This window comes from Gemmatimonas sp. UBA7669, from assembly GCF_002483225.1.
Taxonomy (GTDB): Bacteria; Gemmatimonadota; Gemmatimonadetes; order Gemmatimonadales; family Gemmatimonadaceae; genus Gemmatimonas.
This window is the reverse complement of the sequence record NZ_DLHL01000063.1, coordinates 145,776-161,737: the sequence shown is the minus strand read 5'-3', so window position 1 is coordinate 161,737 and position 15,962 is coordinate 145,776. Positions and strand designations below refer to the sequence as shown.

16 protein-coding genes are annotated in these 15,962 nt (G+C 67.3%); 14 read left to right on the top strand and 2 right to left on the bottom strand.

Translation table 11 applies throughout. The features are described from left to right. The first annotated feature begins 40 nt into the window (after positions 1-40). Genes B2747_RS19630 through B2747_RS19605 form a run of 6 tightly spaced genes read left to right on the top strand, consistent with a single transcriptional unit; the run spans position 41 to position 4,563 of the window. Entirely contained in the window at positions 41-829 is a 789-nt protein-coding gene (locus tag B2747_RS19630; protein ID WP_414652212.1) for an indole-3-glycerol phosphate synthase TrpC, read from the top strand. Then, a complete protein-coding gene (locus B2747_RS19625) occupies positions 826-1,500 on the top strand; it encodes a phosphoribosylanthranilate isomerase (RefSeq protein WP_291165065.1) in 675 nt (224 codons plus the stop codon). Before B2747_RS19630 ends, B2747_RS19625 begins: the two co-directional genes overlap by 4 nt. After that, entirely contained in the window at positions 1,497-2,693 is a 1,197-nt protein-coding gene (trpB, locus tag B2747_RS19620; protein ID WP_291165062.1) for a tryptophan synthase subunit beta, read from the top strand. Before B2747_RS19625 ends, trpB begins: the two co-directional genes overlap by 4 nt. A gap of 24 nt (positions 2,694-2,717) precedes the next feature. Further along, positions 2,718-3,527 (top strand): tryptophan synthase subunit alpha, encoded by an 810-nt coding sequence (gene trpA / locus B2747_RS19615; protein ID WP_291165059.1) that lies wholly within the window; start codon positions 2,718-2,720, stop codon positions 3,525-3,527. Positions 3,528-3,553: 26 nt separating this feature from the next. Beyond that, positions 3,554-4,090: a hypothetical protein gene (locus B2747_RS19610; protein ID WP_291165056.1), complete on the top strand. Its 537-nt coding sequence runs from the start codon at positions 3,554-3,556 to the stop codon at positions 4,088-4,090. Further along, positions 4,072-4,563, top strand: a complete 492-nt coding sequence (locus B2747_RS19605; RefSeq protein ID WP_291165053.1) for a LytR C-terminal domain-containing protein — start codon at positions 4,072-4,074, stop codon at positions 4,561-4,563. Before B2747_RS19610 ends, B2747_RS19605 begins: the two co-directional genes overlap by 19 nt. Here B2747_RS19605 and rlmN read toward each other — a convergent pair. Continuing rightward, on the bottom strand, positions 4,489-5,595 hold the full coding sequence (rlmN, locus tag B2747_RS19600) for a 23S rRNA (adenine(2503)-C(2))-methyltransferase RlmN (protein WP_291165050.1): 1,107 nt from the start codon (positions 5,593-5,595) through the stop codon (positions 4,489-4,491). The two genes, B2747_RS19605 and rlmN, sit on opposite strands and share 75 nt — an antisense overlap. 71 nt (positions 5,596-5,666) lie before the next feature. Further along, entirely contained in the window at positions 5,667-6,563 is an 897-nt protein-coding gene (locus B2747_RS19595; RefSeq protein WP_291165047.1) for a hypothetical protein, read from the bottom strand. Positions 6,564-6,790: 227 nt separating this feature from the next. On the opposite strand from B2747_RS19595, the gene aspS reads away from it, so the two are divergent. The 8 genes from aspS to B2747_RS19555 all read left to right on the top strand — a co-directional run bounded on the left by aspS (position 6,791) and on the right by B2747_RS19555 (position 15,919). Further along, positions 6,791-8,617: an aspartate--tRNA ligase gene (gene aspS / locus B2747_RS19590; RefSeq protein WP_291165043.1), complete on the top strand. Its 1,827-nt coding sequence runs from the start codon at positions 6,791-6,793 to the stop codon at positions 8,615-8,617. Then, a complete protein-coding gene (locus B2747_RS19585) occupies positions 8,614-9,591 on the top strand; it encodes a PhoH family protein (RefSeq protein WP_291165040.1) in 978 nt (325 codons plus the stop codon). The genes aspS and B2747_RS19585 overlap by 4 nt, the downstream gene beginning before the upstream one ends. Next, the gene (gene ybeY / locus B2747_RS19580; RefSeq protein WP_291165037.1) at positions 9,588-10,070 is read left to right on the top strand and encodes an rRNA maturation RNase YbeY; all 483 of its coding nucleotides are present in this window, start codon (positions 9,588-9,590) and stop codon (positions 10,068-10,070) included. Before B2747_RS19585 ends, ybeY begins: the two co-directional genes overlap by 4 nt. After that, positions 10,067-11,353 carry a hemolysin family protein gene (locus B2747_RS19575; RefSeq protein WP_291165034.1) on the top strand — a complete coding sequence of 429 codons (1,287 nt, stop codon included), beginning with the start codon at positions 10,067-10,069 and terminating at the stop codon, positions 11,351-11,353. Before ybeY ends, B2747_RS19575 begins: the two co-directional genes overlap by 4 nt. Beyond that, positions 11,350-12,303: a CBS domain-containing protein gene (locus B2747_RS19570; protein WP_291165030.1), complete on the top strand. Its 954-nt coding sequence runs from the start codon at positions 11,350-11,352 to the stop codon at positions 12,301-12,303. Before B2747_RS19575 ends, B2747_RS19570 begins: the two co-directional genes overlap by 4 nt. After that, complete coding sequence (meaB, locus tag B2747_RS19565) at positions 12,278-13,435, top strand: methylmalonyl Co-A mutase-associated GTPase MeaB (RefSeq protein ID WP_291165026.1); 1,158 nt, start codon at positions 12,278-12,280, stop codon at positions 13,433-13,435. The genes B2747_RS19570 and meaB overlap by 26 nt, the downstream gene beginning before the upstream one ends. 4 nt (positions 13,436-13,439) lie before the next feature. Next, entirely contained in the window at positions 13,440-15,134 is a 1,695-nt protein-coding gene (locus B2747_RS19560; protein ID WP_291165023.1) for a methylmalonyl-CoA mutase family protein, read from the top strand. A 107-nt stretch (positions 15,135-15,241) separates the two neighbouring features. Then, a complete protein-coding gene (locus B2747_RS19555; protein ID WP_291165020.1) occupies positions 15,242-15,919 on the top strand; it encodes a class I SAM-dependent methyltransferase in 678 nt (225 codons plus the stop codon). Positions 15,920-15,962: the final 43 nt, after the last annotated feature.

Sequence of the window (15,962 nt, the reverse complement as noted above, 5' to 3'; positions counted from 1 at the left end):
ATTTGTTTCGTCAGCCGTATGGACACCCCCGACCGGGACGCTGGGGAGCCTGACCGAGGCCGCCCATGAGCGCGCCGCCCTCGTGGCCTCCACCCTCCCGGAGCTGCGCGCCGCCTCGCGCGACCTGCCCCCGGCCAAGGCCTTCGCCAGCGCGCTGCGCCGGGACTGCCTCGCCGTCATTGCCGAGGTCAAGCGGGCGTCTCCCAGCAAGGGAGACATCGCGCCTGGCCTCGATGCCGCCGCTCAGGCTTCGGCTTACGTCGCCGGTGGAGCCGCGGCCATTTCCGTGCTCACCGAACCGACGCGCTTCGGGGGCACGCTGGCGGACCTGCAGTCGGTGTCGCAGGCGGTGCCGGTGCCGGTCATTCGCAAGGACTTTCTCGTGCATCCCGTGCAGCTCTGGGAAGCACGGGCGTCGGGCGCATCGGCCGCCCTGCTCATTGTGCGCTCCCTGAGCCCGGATCTGCTGCCCCGTCTCGTGGAGGCGGCGCAGGAGGCCGGGCTCGCCCTGCTCGTGGAAGTGCGGGACGAGGCCGAACTGGAACGCGCGCTGGCGGTGCACGCGCCGGTCATCGGTGTCAACAACCGCAATCTCGAGACCCTGGTCATCGACCCCGCCACCGCGCCGCGTGTCATTCGCCAAATGCCGCCGCACATCGTGGCCGTGGCGGAAAGCGGCATGCGCTCGCCGGCCGACGCCCAGCCCGCCGCGGATGCGGGTGCCGATGCGCTGCTCGTGGGTAGTGCCATCTCCGCCTCCGCATCGCCCAGCGACGACGTGCGGGCACTCGCCAGCATTCCGCGTCGCGCCCGACCGGCCGCGCCGTGACCGCACACCGCGTGGCGGTGAAGATCTGCGGTCTCGTGCGGCCGGACGACGCCGCTGTGGCTGAGGCGGCCGGGGCCGCCTATCTCGGCACCATTCTCGCCGGTGGACCGCGTCTCGTGAGCCTCGAGCAGGCGGCCGCCGTGCTCGGCCCGCGTCGTGCTGGCATCCAGCGGGCCGCAGTGTTCGGTCAACAGACGGACGCCGACATCGTGCGTATGGCCGCTGCGCTGGATCTCGACATCGTGCAACTGCATCATGCGCCCAGTGTCGAACAGATTGCCTGGTTGCAGAGGGAAACTGCGTGCACCGTGTGGCCCGTAGCGCGTGTGTCGGGCAGCAGTCTGCCGACAGACGTTGACGAGTGGACCGCTGAGGCCGGCGCGCTGGTGCTGGACGCGTTGGTTGTGGGCCAGTTGGGTGGCACGGGTGTGGCGCTGGACTGGTCCGGACTGGCCGATGCGGTCGGGGCGTGGCGCGAACGGCATCCTGCCGCCACCCTGGTGCTGGCCGGCGGCCTCAATCCGCGCAACGTCGCGGCCGCGGTCCAATTGCTGTCCCCCACCGTGGTTGACGTATCTTCCGGTGTGGAGCGCGCGCCCGGTGAAAAAGACGCGACGCTCGTGCATCATTTCGTTCAGGCAGCGCACGGCGCTGCGGAGACTGCACCATGACGATGGCCGCGACGGTGTCTGACACCGGGCGATTCGGACCCTACGGCGGGCGCTACGTGCCAGAGACGCTGATTCCCGCACTCGATACGCTGGAAGCTGCGTTCGAAGCGGCGCGACGCGACGCCACCTTTCAGCAGGAGCTGGATCACCTGCTACGCGAATACGTGGGTCGCCCCACGCAGCTTACCTACGCGCCGCGCCTGAGTGCGCGCGTTGGTGCGCCGGTGTGGCTCAAGCGTGAGGACCTCAATCACACGGGCGCGCACAAGATCAACAACACCGTGGGGCAGGCGCTGCTCGCCCGTCGCATGGGCAAGCGGCGCATCATCGCCGAAACCGGCGCCGGCCAGCATGGCGTGGCGACGGCCACGATCTGCGCGCGCTTCGGTCTCGAGTGTGTGGTGTACATGGGCGAAGAAGACATGCAGCGCCAGGCGCTCAACGTCTTCCGCATGCGACTCATGGGAGCCACGGTCATCCCCGTCACGTCGGGTACGCGGACCCTCAAGGACGCCACCACGGAAGCCATTCGCGATTGGGTGACCACCGTCAACGACAGCCACTACATCATCGGCTCGGTGGTCGGCCCGGCGCCGTATCCGCGCATGGTGCGGGAGTTCCAGTCGGTTATCGGCATCGAGGCGCGTGCGCAGATGCTGGAGAAGGCGGGGCGTCTGCCGCATACGGTCGTGGCCTGTGTGGGTGGAGGCTCCAACGCCATGGGCATGTTTGCCGGGTTTGTCGACGATGCCTCCGTGCATCTCGTGGGTGTGGAGGCCGCGGGTGAAGGCTTGAGCACGGATCGACACAGCGCGTCCATCAGCAAGGGGGCGCCTGGCGTGCTGCATGGTTCACTGAGCTATCTGCTGCAGGATGCCAATGGGCAGGTGCATCCGGCCCATTCGATTTCTGCGGGCCTCGACTATCCGGGCGTCGGACCGGAGCACGCCTGGCTGCACGACAGCGGCCGCGCGGAGTATGTCTCGGTCACCGACGACGAAGCGCTGCGTGGTGTCGCGCTGCTGAGCCGACTGGAGGGCATCATTCCGGCACTCGAGACGGCGCACGCGATGGCATGGATTGAGCGCGAAGCCGGACGTTGGAAGGAGGATGAACCGGTACTGCTCTGTCTGAGTGGGCGCGGCGACAAGGATGTCGGCACCATCAGTCAGCACACCCTGCCGGAAATCTGAACCGTGTCCTCTGCCTCCCCTCTCGTGACCACTGCCACTTCGCCCGTGACCTCGCGGCTTCAGGCGCGCTTTGCCTCGCTGGCCGCGTCGGGCCGCAAGGCCCTCGTCTGTTATGTCACCGCCGGCCATCCGTCGCCATCGGAAAGCATTCGTCTCTGGCTTGGACTCGCCGCAGCTGGCGCGGATGTGCTGGAAGTCGGCGTGCCGTTCTCGGATCCCATGGCCGACGGTCCGGTCATTCAGCGCAGTTCGCAGATCGCGCTCGATCAGGGCATGACGTTGGCCGGCACCTTCGATCTCATTCGCGAAGCGGCGCTGGACATTCCTGTGGTGCTGTTCAGCTATCTCAATCCGCTGTTGGCGGGCGGCGACGGCGTGCTGCAACGTGCGCGCGAAGCCGGCGTGGACGGCGTGCTGGTCACCGATCTGCCTGTCGGCGCTGACCCGTCGCGCGAGGCGTGGTTCGGTGCCAGTGGCCTCGACTTTGTGCGACTGGTGGCGCCAACGACACCCGCGCCCCGCATGGAAGAAATCGGCCGGCACGGCGGTGGGTTTGTGTATCTCATCAGCCGACTCGGCGTGACAGGCGAACGCGCAGCGCTGGCGGACGACCTGCCGGAAACGGTGGCGCGTCTGCGCGCGTCCACCACGTTGCCGCTGTGCATCGGCTTCGGCATCTCCACGCCGGAACAGGCGCGCGAGGCGGCGCGACTCGGCGATGGGGTGGTGGTGGGCAGTGCGCTGGTGCGCGCCGCGGGTGAGTCCGTGGACTCGGCCATCGCGCTGGCCGCATCGATGCGGGCGGCGATGGATGAACTGCCGCACGCGTCGTGATCTCACGGGGACTGACTGAACCGCTGATGTCCGACGTCGCACTGCCAGACTGGGCGGTGGTCTCCCCGAAACGTCACGCGCACATCGCGCGGGTGGTCGCGCTGCTCGAACGCTGGAGCCGCGAGATGTCACTGCCCGCCGATGAGCACCAGGCGTGGCTTGACGCGGGGCGCTGGCACGATGCGCTCCGGGATGCGACGGAAGAGGTGCTGCGCCGCGCCACCGGCGATGCGGCGAGTCCCGTGGGCCTGCTGCATGGGCCGGCGGCGGCCGATCAACTCGCGCGCGAGGGGGAGTCGCGTGCTGCGGTGCTGAGCGCCGTACGCTGGCACACTGTGGGGCATGCCGAGTGGACCCGTACGGGACGTGCGCTGTACATGGCCGATTTCCTCGAGCCCGGCCGCGCGTTCATGCAGGCCGATCGCGCGTATCTGGCGGACCGTGTGGCGAGCGCCTTTGATGACACCTTTCGCCAGGTGGTGCGTCTGCGTCTCGAGTGGACGCTGCGCGAAGGCAAGACCTTGCACGCGCCAACCGTGGCGCTGTGGAACAGCGTGTGCTGAGCGCGGGGGCCAAACGCTGGGCGGCCGCAGGTTTGGTCGCGGTGGTGGTGTTGGGCTCGCTGGCTGCCTGGTGGAGCACATCTCGCGGTCGCGCGCTGCCCGCGCTCGACGCGAGTGGTCAGCCTGTGCTCACGCCGGCAGAGCCCGATACCCTGGCCATGGCCCCGCGCGATCAGCGGGTCACGGTGCGCGTGCTCAACGCCACCGGGGTGCGTGGTCTCGCGCGGCGGGCCACGTTCTATCTGCGCAGCATGGGCTACGATGTCGTGGACTTCGACAGCGACCGCGGCCCGACACGCGACAGCAGTGAGGTCGTGGTGCATGGACGCGACAGCACACTTGGTGTCAGGCTGCAGCGCGCCCTCGGGGTCGGACGCGTGACTGCGGCGTCCGTTGACTCACTGCGCTACGTGGACCTCACCGTCGTGCTGGGGCGTGACTGGCAGCCGCCGGCCGACACGCTCCGTCCGTAGTTGACCACAAGCCGCGGCGATGTCGAGGCCGCGGCTTCGGCGCACCGCCGTCTCCACACCACGATCACGCAGCGCACGTGCGAACGACGCGATGACGGGCTGCGCCGTGGGCACGAAGCCCATGCTCCCACCCGGGTGCAGCGGAATGAGGTTCACGAAAGCCCGGCACTCGCGCGCGAGTTGCCCGAGCTGCGCGGCGTGCTCCGGCTGATCGTTCACGCCACCCAGCATGACGTACTCGAAGGTCACGCGGCGGTCAAAAGCCTTGGCGGCATCAATCACGTCCGCGAGCGGATACTTGATGTTGACCGGCATGAGCGAGCGACGGAGCTCATCGCTGGGCGCATGGATGGAGATGGCAAGTCGAAACTGTTCCGGACGTTCGGCAAGCGCCTGAATGCCAGGCAGCACACCCACCGTGGAGATGGTGATGTGACGCGCGCCGATGCCCAATGCCCGGGGATCGTTGAGCAACGTGAGCGTGGGACTCACCGCCTTCCAGTTCATCAAGGGCTCGCCCATGCCCATGAACACGATGTTCGTTGGAATGAGCGGCGGTTCCAGCATGCGCAGCGCCCGCACCTGACCGGCAATCTCCGAGGGACGGAGATTGCGCTGAAACCCCATGGCGCCCGTGGCACAGAACGCGCACTGCAGCGCGCAGCCAGCCTGCGACGAGATGCAGAAGGTGAGGCGGTCGCCATCGGGGATGGCCACGGTTTCGATGAACTGCCCGTCTTCAAGTCGGAAGAGAAACTTGCGCGTTCCGTCCTTGGACGTTTGCTGCGTGGCCAGTTCGAGATTGGTCAGCCGGAACGACGCGTCGAGTGCATCACGCAGTGCCATGGGCAGCTCGCTCATCTCGGCAAACGCCGCCACCGGTTTCTGCCACAATCGACCCAGCACCTGCGTGGCGCGATAGGCCGGCTCGCCGCGCTCGGCGAACCACGCGCGCAACACCGATAGCGCGGCGTCAGGCTCGAGGTCGAGCAAATCGGGACGGGAGTCGGAAACGATCGCAGAGGTGGTCATGACGCGTAGAATGGGCGGTTGCCTCACGGCGCGAGCCGACGGGGCAGACACGGGAGCCTGGCAGAACGTGGCTAGCGGACCAGCGAACTGAGCGTGAACTGATACACCGGTCCGAGGCCGGAGAGTCCTTCCTCCCGCGCCACACCGACGGTATAGCGCGCATAGTGCAGCGCCAGACCTGAGCGCACACGGGAGATGGTCCGCGCCCCGGCGGACACACGCAGAAACTGAGCGCGAGCCTCAAGCCGATCGAGCCGGGCCGACACGAAGGGCCCCCGTTCCCGCGCTCCGCGATTGACGGCCTGCTGCGCGACACCGAGGCGCAGCTCGCGCGTGTCGCTCGGGCCCACTACGCGGAAATCTGCCGCCAACAACACGGCCGGGCGGTCGGTGATTTCCCGTCCCGGGCGCCAGAGAAAGCTGGAGGCCGCTACGCGGGCGTGGCGGAACGGCAGGTCATGCAGCACCGCGCCAACATCCGCCGCGACGGCATCGCCGCCAACCTGGTCGGCCCGACCGTGGCGCCAGCGCACGGCGACACCAGCCGTGAGGTGGGGCACAATCTGCCGGGCAGCAGACAGGCTCACCAGCGTGGTCTGGTAGGGAATGTCACCGAGGCTCTGCGGGTCGGAATCGGTGCGAACGAGCCCAGCCACGGCAGCGCGCGCCACCGACAGCCCCCAGGTCACCCCCGAAGGGCGACGCCACGCCCCGCTGAGCAACTGGCCATCGACGCTTTGTGCCGCACCCGCCGACAGCGAAGCCACGCCGAATTTGAAGCGCGCATCGGCCGACAGGGACATGGTGGCCGGGTTCCACAGCCCGGCGCCGGGCTCGACAGCCAAGGCCGGCGGCTCAAACAGAGCCCCCAGCGGAAATTCCCACAGATCACGCGCGGGTACTCCCTGCGCGCGGCCAACAGACGACCACAGCAACGCAGCAAGCCCGCCTACGAGCACGCGGCGCATGGCGGATCCTAAACGCCGCCCGGAGCACCGGTCAAGCGAAAGCGGCCGGTTTGGGGCGGCCCGGTCACACGCGCTCGATCGCTGCGCTCTGCTACCAACGATGCTGTAAGCCGAGTAGCTTCCATCGTTTGCGTCTTGCAGAGACGTCTCGGGACCAGGCTGGTCCGGGCGTCTGCCTGGTCGCCGTTTTCTGCCCCACCCATTCCACATCCGGAGTACTCGTCTCGATGTCGTCCGCCTCGGAGCCTTCCGTCCTTGCCACCTCGCTGCGTTCGGATCCCTGCGGCCTGCTGCGTCGCAGTGATGTGGGGCGCACGGTCCGCTTGGGAGGATGGGTGCATCGCAGTCGCGATCTCGGAGGGCTGGTATTCATCGACCTGCGCGATCGGACCGGATTGGTGCAGTTGGCGTTTGGACCGGCCTGGACCTCGGCCGAGGTGCAGGCGCAGGCCGCAGCCGTTGGCGTCGAGTCAGTGGTGCTGATCGAAGGGCAGGTGATCGCACGCGAGACCGATCGTGTCAATCCCGAGATGCCGACGGGTGAGATCGAGGTACGCGTGACGGCGCTGCGCATCGTTGGACCCGCTGTGACCCCGGCGCTGCCGGTGGCCCGCGGACGCGGCGAAAAGATGCCGGCCGAGGAGCTGCGCCTCAGACATCGCTACCTCGACCTGCGTCGTCCGGAGCTGCAGGCCAACCTCGTGCTGCGGCATCGCCTCATGCAGGTGACGCGGCGCTATCTGAGCGACCGGGGATATCTCGAACTCGAAACGCCCATTCTCACCAAGCCCACACCGGAGGGTGCGCGCGACTATCTCGTACCGAGCCGCGTGCATCCGGGTGAGTTCTACGCGCTGCCGCAGTCGCCGCAGATCTACAAGCAGCTGTTCATGTGCTGCGGCTACGATCGCTACTTCCAGATCGCACGCTGCTTCCGCGATGAGGACCTGCGAGCCGATCGTCAGCCGGAGTTTACACAGATCGACATCGAAGCCTCGTTCGTGGAGCGGGAAGACATTCTGGCGCTGGCCGAGGGGCTCATTGGGTCCTTGTGGCGCGAGGCCGGGCATGAAATTCCCGCGCATTTCGAGCGCATGAGCTATGCCGATGCGATGGAGTATTACGGCTGCGACCGTCCGGACCTGCGCTACGACCTCAGGCTGCGCGATGTCAGCGCCATTTTTGCCCCGCTCGATTTTGCCGTGACGCGTACGGCGCTGGCCGCTGGCCATCGCGTCCGCGGGTTGATCGTGCCCGGCGGCGCGGCGTGGAGTCGCAAGCAGGTGGACGAACTGGAAGCGCTCGCCAAGGGCGCCGGGGCAGGGGGCCTGCTTCGTCTGCGCCGCGCCGATGGTGCCTATGACGGACCCGTGGCCAAGTTCCTCACCGATGACGCAAAGACGGCACTCGGCCTGGCCGATGGCGATCTCGCGTTGTTTGTTGCGGCCCCTGATCGCATCAGCAGCCCCGCGCTCGATCGCGTGCGTCAGGAATGCGCGCGCCGCCTCGAACTGGTTGACGAGACGGCGCAGCGATTCCTCATCGTGATGGACTTCCCGATGTTCGAGCAGGATCCGGACAGCGGCGCGCTGGCCGCGGTGCATCACCCGTTCACGGCGCCGCATCCCGAGGACATGGCGGCGCACCCCGACGAGCCCGCGCGCTGGCGCGCCTTGGCCTATGACGTGGTGTTGAACGGCACCGAGCTGGGTGGCGGCAGCATCCGCACCAGTGATCCGGCCGTGCAGTCCCGCATGTTCGGGCTGCTGGGTATTGGCGACGTGGCCGAGCAGGAGCGGCGCTTTGGCTTCCTGCTCGAGGGTCTGCGCGCCGGTGCTCCGCCGCACGGTGGCATCGCGTTCGGGTTTGACCGTATCGCCATGCTGCTCTCCGGCGCTCCGTCGCTGCGCGACGTGATTGCGTTCCCGAAGACCACGGCCGCGCGTTCGCTGTTCGAAGGCGCGCCGGTCGCGGTGCCGGCCGACGACCTGGCCGAACTGCACATTGCCGTGCGCGAAGCATCGGAAAGGTCGGCAGCGGAGACGACAGCGTGAGTGACCCACGGGGGGAGCGCGGCGACATCACCACGGCCCGCGTAACGGTGGAGGGCGCCGACCTGCAGATGCTGGCCGGGGTCAACGATGGCAATCTCGTGGAGCTGGGTCGCGCCACCGGTGCACGCGTGGCCCTGCGCGGTGATCATCTCTCGCTCACCGGCGAAGCCGACGCGGTGGCCAAGGCGGAAGCCGTCGCGGCCGCCCTCGTGACCCTCGTGCGTGACGGGCACACGGTCAGCGCTGATGACGTGCTGCGTCTCGCGCTCAGCGAGCGGCCGGCCGATACGCCGGGTGCCGTGTCCGGTGCGCTCGTGTTGCCGGGAGCGCGGCGCGGTGTGCAGGCCAAGACGCCGGGGCAGGCCGAGTATCTGCGCAAGATTGCCGAGCACGACATCGTGGTTGGTATCGGACCTGCTGGTACCGGCAAGACCTATCTTGCCGTGGCAGCAGCTGTTGACGCCCTCATGCGCAAGCGCGTGCGGCGCATCGTGCTGGCTCGTCCCGCGGTGGAGGCCGGTGAGAGCCTGGGCTTTCTGCCGGGTGATATGCAGGCCAAGGTCGACCCGTATCTGCGGCCGCTCTACGACGCACTCGACGACCTCATTCCCTTCGAGCGCATTCAGAAGCTCATCGAGTCGCGCACCATCGAAGTGGCTCCACTGGCGTTCATGCGCGGCCGCACGCTCGGCGACTCCTTCGTCATCCTGGACGAAGCGCAGAACGCCACCGGCATGCAGATGAAGATGTTCCTCACGCGTCTTGGTGTGAATTCCAAGATCGTCATCACCGGCGACAAGACGCAGGTGGACCTGCCCCGACGCGAAGACTCGGGGCTCATGCAGGTGGAGCGCATCCTTCATGGCATCGAGGGCATCGCGTTTCACTATTTCAATGAGGCCGACGTCGTACGACACCGGCTGGTGCGAGACATCATCCGCGCGTACAACGAAGACGCCGCGGGGGGCGGATGAGCCCGGCGGTTCGGCGCGCGGCACCGCCGACACGGGTGGTGGACATCAGCCTCGACGGTGTGCGACTGCCGGTGGCTACCGCGCGTCTCGAGGCGCTGTCCCTGTCGGTGCTTCGTGCGCTGCGTGTACCGAAGGCCATGTTGTCCGTCACCTTCGTCACGTCGCGGCGCATGGCGACGCTCAACAAGCGGCACCTCGGGCATTCAGGTCCCACCGATGTCATCACGTTTGCGCTGGGCACCGACCCGGTGAACGGCGTCACGGGCGACATCTACATCTGCCCGGATGTCGCGCGCGCGCAGGCCAAGAGCCATGGCGTAGGCGTACGTGAAGAACTCGCGCGCCTTGTGGTGCACGGTACGCTGCACGCCTGCGGATTCGAACACCCGGAAGACGAACGCCGGACCTCGTCGCCAATGTGGCGACGCCAGGAGCAATTGCTGCAACGCTTCTGGATCACGCCGACCCCTGGCGCATGAGTAGTCTCGCGTGGGGACTGGCAGCAGCGGGTGCCACCCTCGCCGCGTTGGCGGCGGTCGCGGATGGCGCGCTGTTTGCCGAGTCTCCGCTGCCGTCGGCGGTACCCGATCGCAGCAACTATGACCCGCCGTCTCCGGGCGTGAGTCGCGCCGTGTCGGGTCGTGAGCAGACGCACCGGGCCCTGGCCTTTGCCCGTGTGCTGGGTCACCTGGCTGCGGGCTGCGGATTGGCAGTGGCACTCGACCTTGCCGACGAAGCCAGTGCAACCAAGGGCGTGGCGCTGGTGGGGCTGGGCCTGCTGACGGTGCTGGTGGCGGAGAGCGTGGCGCGTGTGGCCGGCGACGCCATGGGCGACAATGCCGCCACACGACTGCGCGGCTTCACGGCGCTCATCGAGCGCCTCTTTGCGCCCGTGGTGGCACTGGGGAACTGGGTGGACCGGCTCGTTGCCGAGGTCGTGACCGAAGCGGAGGCCACGCAGGAGCGACGCGATGAAGCCGCCGCACAATTCCGCGATGTGGTCACCAGCGAGCCCGACGTGAGCGGCGACGAGCGCGATCTCCTGCTTGGCGTCTTCGAGTTTGGCGAGACCACCGCGGAAGAAGTGATGGTGCCGCGGGTGGACATGCTGGGCATCGAGCGCGAGACGCCGTGGTCCGAGATGGTGGATCGGGTACGCAGCATCCAGCACTCGCGTGTGCCGGTATACGAAGAAACCATCGATGAGATCGTTGGTATCCTGTACGTCAAGGATCTGCTGCCGTCTGTGCTGGCCGATGAAGAGCCCGAGGGCGGGTGGCCGACGCTCATGCGTCCCCCCGTGTTCATTCCGGCCTCCAAGCGCATCGCCGATCTGCTGCGCGAGTTCCGACAGGCGGGCCGGCACATTGCCATCGTGGCCGACGAGTATGGTGGCACGGCCGGGCTGGTGACCATCGAAGATGTGCTCGAAGAGCTCGTCGGCGAGATTCGCGACGAATACGACGATGAAGAACGTCTGATTGAAAACGAGGATGATCAGCGCTACTGGGTGACGGGTCGACTCACGCTTGACGACTTGTCGGACGCGTTGCAGCACGACTTCACGCGCGACGATGTGTCCACCGTGGGCGGCCTGGTGCTGGAGCTGCTCGGCCGGGTGCCTCGCGCCGGTGAGACACTGACCATCGGCCCCTTCCGCGTGATCGTGGAGCGGGTGGTGCGTCGAAAGATCGAGCGGGTGTTTCTCGAGCGGATGGAGCGACCGGACGACAGCGGCGAGAACACGGAGCGTGGAGCATGACGGCGCTCGTGCTGGCGCTTGCCGTGTCGCTGGTGGCGCTGCTTACGCTGTCCGCCTCGTCCGTGCGCGCCGTGAGTCGCCTCTGGCTCCGGCACTGGATCGAGCACCGCACTGGTGGGGTGGGCGTGATGGCGCGCTACCTCGAACGCCCGATGCGACTGGTGCATGCCGCAGGTACCGCCATGATGCTGGTGGTATTTGCAACCGGCGCGTGGCTGGCCATGGCCTACGGGCTGCAGGCCTGGGGGTTTCTCGCGCGCGTGCTGCTCTTTTTGCTCTTGCTGCTCGTGCTGGGGCAGGCGCTGCCCCGTGCGTTGGCGCGCCGATGGGCGGCATCGCTCGTGCCCGTCACGGTCCCCATTCTGCGCGTCGTGGATCTCATGCTCACGCCGTTTCACGTCATCTCGCACGCGGTGCGCGGCAAGGTGGCCCGACCGGTGCCGGTGGGCAGTGAAGCCGACATGCGCGATGGCCTCGAGGAGCTGCTGCGGGACGGGGCGTTCGCCGACATCGGCAACACCGAAGAGCTCGCGATCATTTCCGGCGTGGTGCAGTTCGGCGACAAGGTCGTGCGCGACGTCATGACACCACGCAAGGACATGTTCATGCTGCGCGACGGCCTCAGTGCGGCCGAAGTGGCGCGTGAGGTGGCGACGGCCGGCTACAGCCGCGTGCCCGTGTACCGCGAGCAGCCCGACCAGGTGGTGGGCATGATCCACGTGTTCGACGTGTTTCGTCGGCGGGGTGAGTCGTGGCCTGTGGTGCGACCGGTGCCATTCACCACGGGTGACAAGCCGGCGAAAGATCTGCTCTTCGAGCTGCTGCGCTCGCGGCGCCAATTGGCGATTGTTCGTGAGGAGGCGACGGTCATCGGGTTGGTGACACTGGAGGACCTCCTGGAAGAGCTGGTCGGAGACATTCGGGATGAGCATGACGACAGCAGCGAGTAGCACCACCGCCGCGTCCACGGAATCGGCGCTGGGCCGCCTGCTGGAACAGTTCCGTGCTGGCAAGCCGGCCGCGCTTGCACGCGCCGTGAGCATTGTCGAGAACCATCGCCCTGGCTTTGAGCAGGTGCTGGCCGCCCAGCACGCCTTGCTGGGTCGCGCGCGTCGCATCGGCATTACCGGACCGCCAGGCGCGGGCAAGAGCACGCTCACCACGCGACTCGCGCGTCTCTACCGCGAGCAGGGCAAGCGCGTCGGCATTGTGGCCGTCGACCCCACCTCACCATTCACCGGCGGCGCGCTGCTGGGCGATCGCATCCGCATGGAGGAAGTGGCGCTCGATCCGGGCGTTTTCATTCGCTCCATGGCCACGCGCGGCTCGCTGGGCGGCCTGGCCACGGCCACGCGTGAGGTCTGCGACGTGCTCGATGGCTTTGGCATGGACGTCATCCTCATCGAGACGGTGGGCGTGGGTCAGAGCGAACTTGATGTGGCCCGCGCCGCCGACTCCACGCTGGTGGTGCTGGTTCCGGAGTCGGGTGACTCCATTCAGACCCTCAAGGCCGGGGTCATGGAAATCGCCGACGTATACACTGTGAACAAGGCGGACCGGCCGGGTGCGGATCGGCTGCGCAACGATATCGAGCTCATGCTCGGGCTTCGCGCGGGGGCGGCGCTGCAGAACGTCCCGGCGCACCACGGCGTAGACCTACGGAGCGCCCCGGACCGGGATGCGCTGCGCGACGCCATGAATCCGGCCCGTGCAGCCCGGGCCGCGGCGCAGGGGGAGCCCACCGATCACTGGACGCCGCCGGTGCTGCGCAGCATTGCTGCACAGCAGGAAGGCATCACGGAGATCGCGGACGCTCTCGATCGGCATTTCCGCTATCTTGAACGCAGCGGCGAGCTGCGCTCACGTCGGCGAGCCCGCCTGCGGGAACGCGTCATGGAAGTGGTGGAGCAGCAGGTGCGTCAACGCCTCTGGCGCGATGCCGGGACGCTGGCGTGGATCGATGACCAGCTCGATGGGCTGGAAGCAGGGACGTTGGTTCCGTTCGCAGTGGCGGATGCCTTGCGGGCGCGCAGTGAAGAGCTACTCACCGGCGCGAGCTTTGCGCCGCTACAGCACGGATGAGCGCATGACGACGATTCGCGAACTCGAAGACGTAGTGCGACAGCAGCAGGACGAGCTCGAGTCCCTGCGCGCCGAGGTGACCCGCTGGCGACAGCAGTATGACGGCGGACGCAAGCGCGATGTGGCCTTCACGAACTCGGCCGTCGAAGTGCCGCCGCTTTACACGGCGCTCGACCTGGCCGACTCGGCCGGTAGCGCCTTCGAGGTGCCGGGGCAGTGGCCGTTCACCCGCGGCATTCACCCCACCGGGTATCGCGGCAAGCTCTGGACCATGCGCCAGTTTGCCGGCTTCGGCACGGCCCGCGAAACCAACCAGCGCTACAAGTTCCTGCTCTCGCAGGGCCAGACCGGGTTGTCGGTGGCCTTCGACTTCCCGACGCTGATGGGCTACGACAGCGACCATCCGCGCTCGGAAGGCGAGGTCGGCAAGTGTGGCGTGGCCATTTCGTCGTTGGCGGACATGGAGACCCTGTTCGAGGGCATTCCGCTCGACAAGGTGTCCACCAGCATGACGATCAACGGGCCCGCAATCATTCTGCTGTGCTTCTACATCGCGGCGGCCGAGAAGCAGGGTGTGAGTGCGGACAAGCTCCAGGGGACGGTGCAGAATGACATCCTCAAGGAGTACATGGCGCAGCACGCGTGGTGCTTCCCCATCGAGCCGGCGCTGCGTCTGATCGTGGACGGCTTCGAGTGGTGTGCGCAGCACGCGCCCAACTGGAACACCATCTCGATCTCGGGCTACCACATTCGCGAGGCCGGTTCGACGGCTGCGCAGGAACTCGCGTTCACGCTGGCGGACGGCTTCACCTACGTGGAGCGTGGCATCGCGCGAGGCCTCGATGTCGATGACTTTGCGCCGCGCCTTTCGTTCTTCTGGGACATCCACAACGACTTCTTCGAGGAAATTGCCAAGCTGCGCGCCGCGCGTCGCATCTGGGCGCGTCACCTCAAGGAGCGCTACGGCGCCAAGAATCCGCGCTCGTGGATGATGCGCTTCCACTCGCAGACCGCGGGTGTGACGCTCACGGCGCAGCAGCCCATGAACAACACGGTGCGCGTGGCCTATCAGGCGCTGGCCGCCGTGCTGGGTGGCACGCAGTCGCTGCACACCAACTCGATGGACGAAACATTGTCGCTGCCCACCGAGGCGGCGGTGCAGGTGGCGCTGCGCACGCAGCAGATTCTCGCGTACGAGACGGGCGTGCCGAATGTCATGGATCCGCTCGGCGGCTCGTACTACGTGGAAGCGCTCACCGATCAGTTGGAGCGTGAAGCCGAAGACCTCTTCGCACAGATTGCCGACATCGGCGGTGTGGTGAAGGGCCTCGAAGACGGCTGGTTCCAGAAGCGTATCGCCGAAAGTGCAGCGCGGCAGCAGTGGGAAATCGAGCAGCGCCGCAAGCTGGTGGTGGGTGTCAACGAATTCGTCACCGAGGAAGAGGAACTCACCATTCCGATTCTCCGCATCGGTGAGGAGGCGGAGACCGAGCAGCGCGCCAAGATGGCAGCCATGCGTGCCGGACGCGACAACGCCCTTTGCGAGCGCAATCTCGACGCACTGCGTCAGGCTGCGCGTGGCAGCGAGAACGTGGTACCGCGCATTCTCGACTGCGCGCGCTCCTACTGCACGCTGTACGAGATTCGCGCCGCCCTCGAGGATGTGTTCGGCGCCTATCGCGAACCGGTGTTCTTCTGAGCCCGGCTCGCAAAGCCAAGGCTGGCGGGGCAACCGCCGCGGCGCCGTGGTGGGCGACGCAGTTCGACGCGCAGTACCTGCACGAGTACGAGCCGCTGTTCGATCTCGTGCAGGACCGCCATGAGGTCGCACGCCTCATCGACGTGCTCGCGCTGCCGTCAGGCGCGCGGGTGCTCGATTGTCCCTGCGGGCAGGGTCGTCACGCGCATCTCCTGGCGGAAGCCGGCTTTGATGTGGACGGCCTCGACTACTCCGAGGACCTGCTGGAGGTTGCACGGCGCCGGGGAACCGGGAAGCAGTTGCGGTACACCCAGGGGGACATGCGCCGTCTCCCGGCGCGCTGGAGCGGCCGCTTCGATGCCGTGGTCAACCTCTTTACCTCGTTCGGATTTTTTGACGATCCGAACGATGACCTCACGGTGCTCGAAGAGTTTGCCCGGGTGCTCAAGCCGGGCGGAATGCTGGTGTGGCACGGCGGGGCGCGTGACGGCGTGATGGCCAAGTTCCTCTCGCGCGACTGGTGGTCCTCGGCCGACGGCACGGTGTTCGGTCAGGAGCGTCGCTTCGATCCGCTCTCGGGTTTCCTCGACATCACGTCCACCTGGCGTGGCCCCAAGGGACATGGTGAGCGCTCGCACCGCATTCGCCTGTACACGGCGTCCGAGCTGGCGCATCGCCTCCGGGACGTGGGGCTGGTGGTGGAAGCCGCCTACGACGCCTGGAGCGCCAAGCCGCTCACCCGCCGATCCAGCGAGATGATGCTGGTGGCGCGTAAAGACCACTAGGTAAGTTCAAGGCTGTCCCGGAGTGGCCCAGGCCGCCGGGCGC

Coding starts and splice junctions, on each gene's coding strand:
- trpB (WP_291165062.1), top strand. CDS start 1,497: ATGACGATGGCCGCGACGGTGTCTGACACCGGGCGATTCGGACCCTAC.
- B2747_RS19610 (WP_291165056.1), top strand. CDS start 3,554: ATGTCCGACGTCGCACTGCCAGACTGGGCGGTGGTCTCCCCGAAACGT.
- rlmN (WP_291165050.1), bottom strand. CDS start 5,595: ATGACCACCTCTGCGATCGTTTCCGACTCCCGTCCCGATTTGCTCGAC.
- B2747_RS19595 (WP_291165047.1), bottom strand. CDS start 6,563: ATGCGCCGCGTGCTCGTAGGCGGGCTTGCTGCGTTGCTGTGGTCGTCT.
- aspS (WP_291165043.1), top strand. CDS start 6,791: ATGTCGTCCGCCTCGGAGCCTTCCGTCCTTGCCACCTCGCTGCGTTCG.
- ybeY (WP_291165037.1), top strand. CDS start 9,588: ATGAGCCCGGCGGTTCGGCGCGCGGCACCGCCGACACGGGTGGTGGAC.
- B2747_RS19575 (WP_291165034.1), top strand. CDS start 10,067: ATGAGTAGTCTCGCGTGGGGACTGGCAGCAGCGGGTGCCACCCTCGCC.
- B2747_RS19570 (WP_291165030.1), top strand. CDS start 11,350: ATGACGGCGCTCGTGCTGGCGCTTGCCGTGTCGCTGGTGGCGCTGCTT.
- meaB (WP_291165026.1), top strand. CDS start 12,278: ATGAGCATGACGACAGCAGCGAGTAGCACCACCGCCGCGTCCACGGAA.
- B2747_RS19560 (WP_291165023.1), top strand. CDS start 13,440: ATGACGACGATTCGCGAACTCGAAGACGTAGTGCGACAGCAGCAGGAC.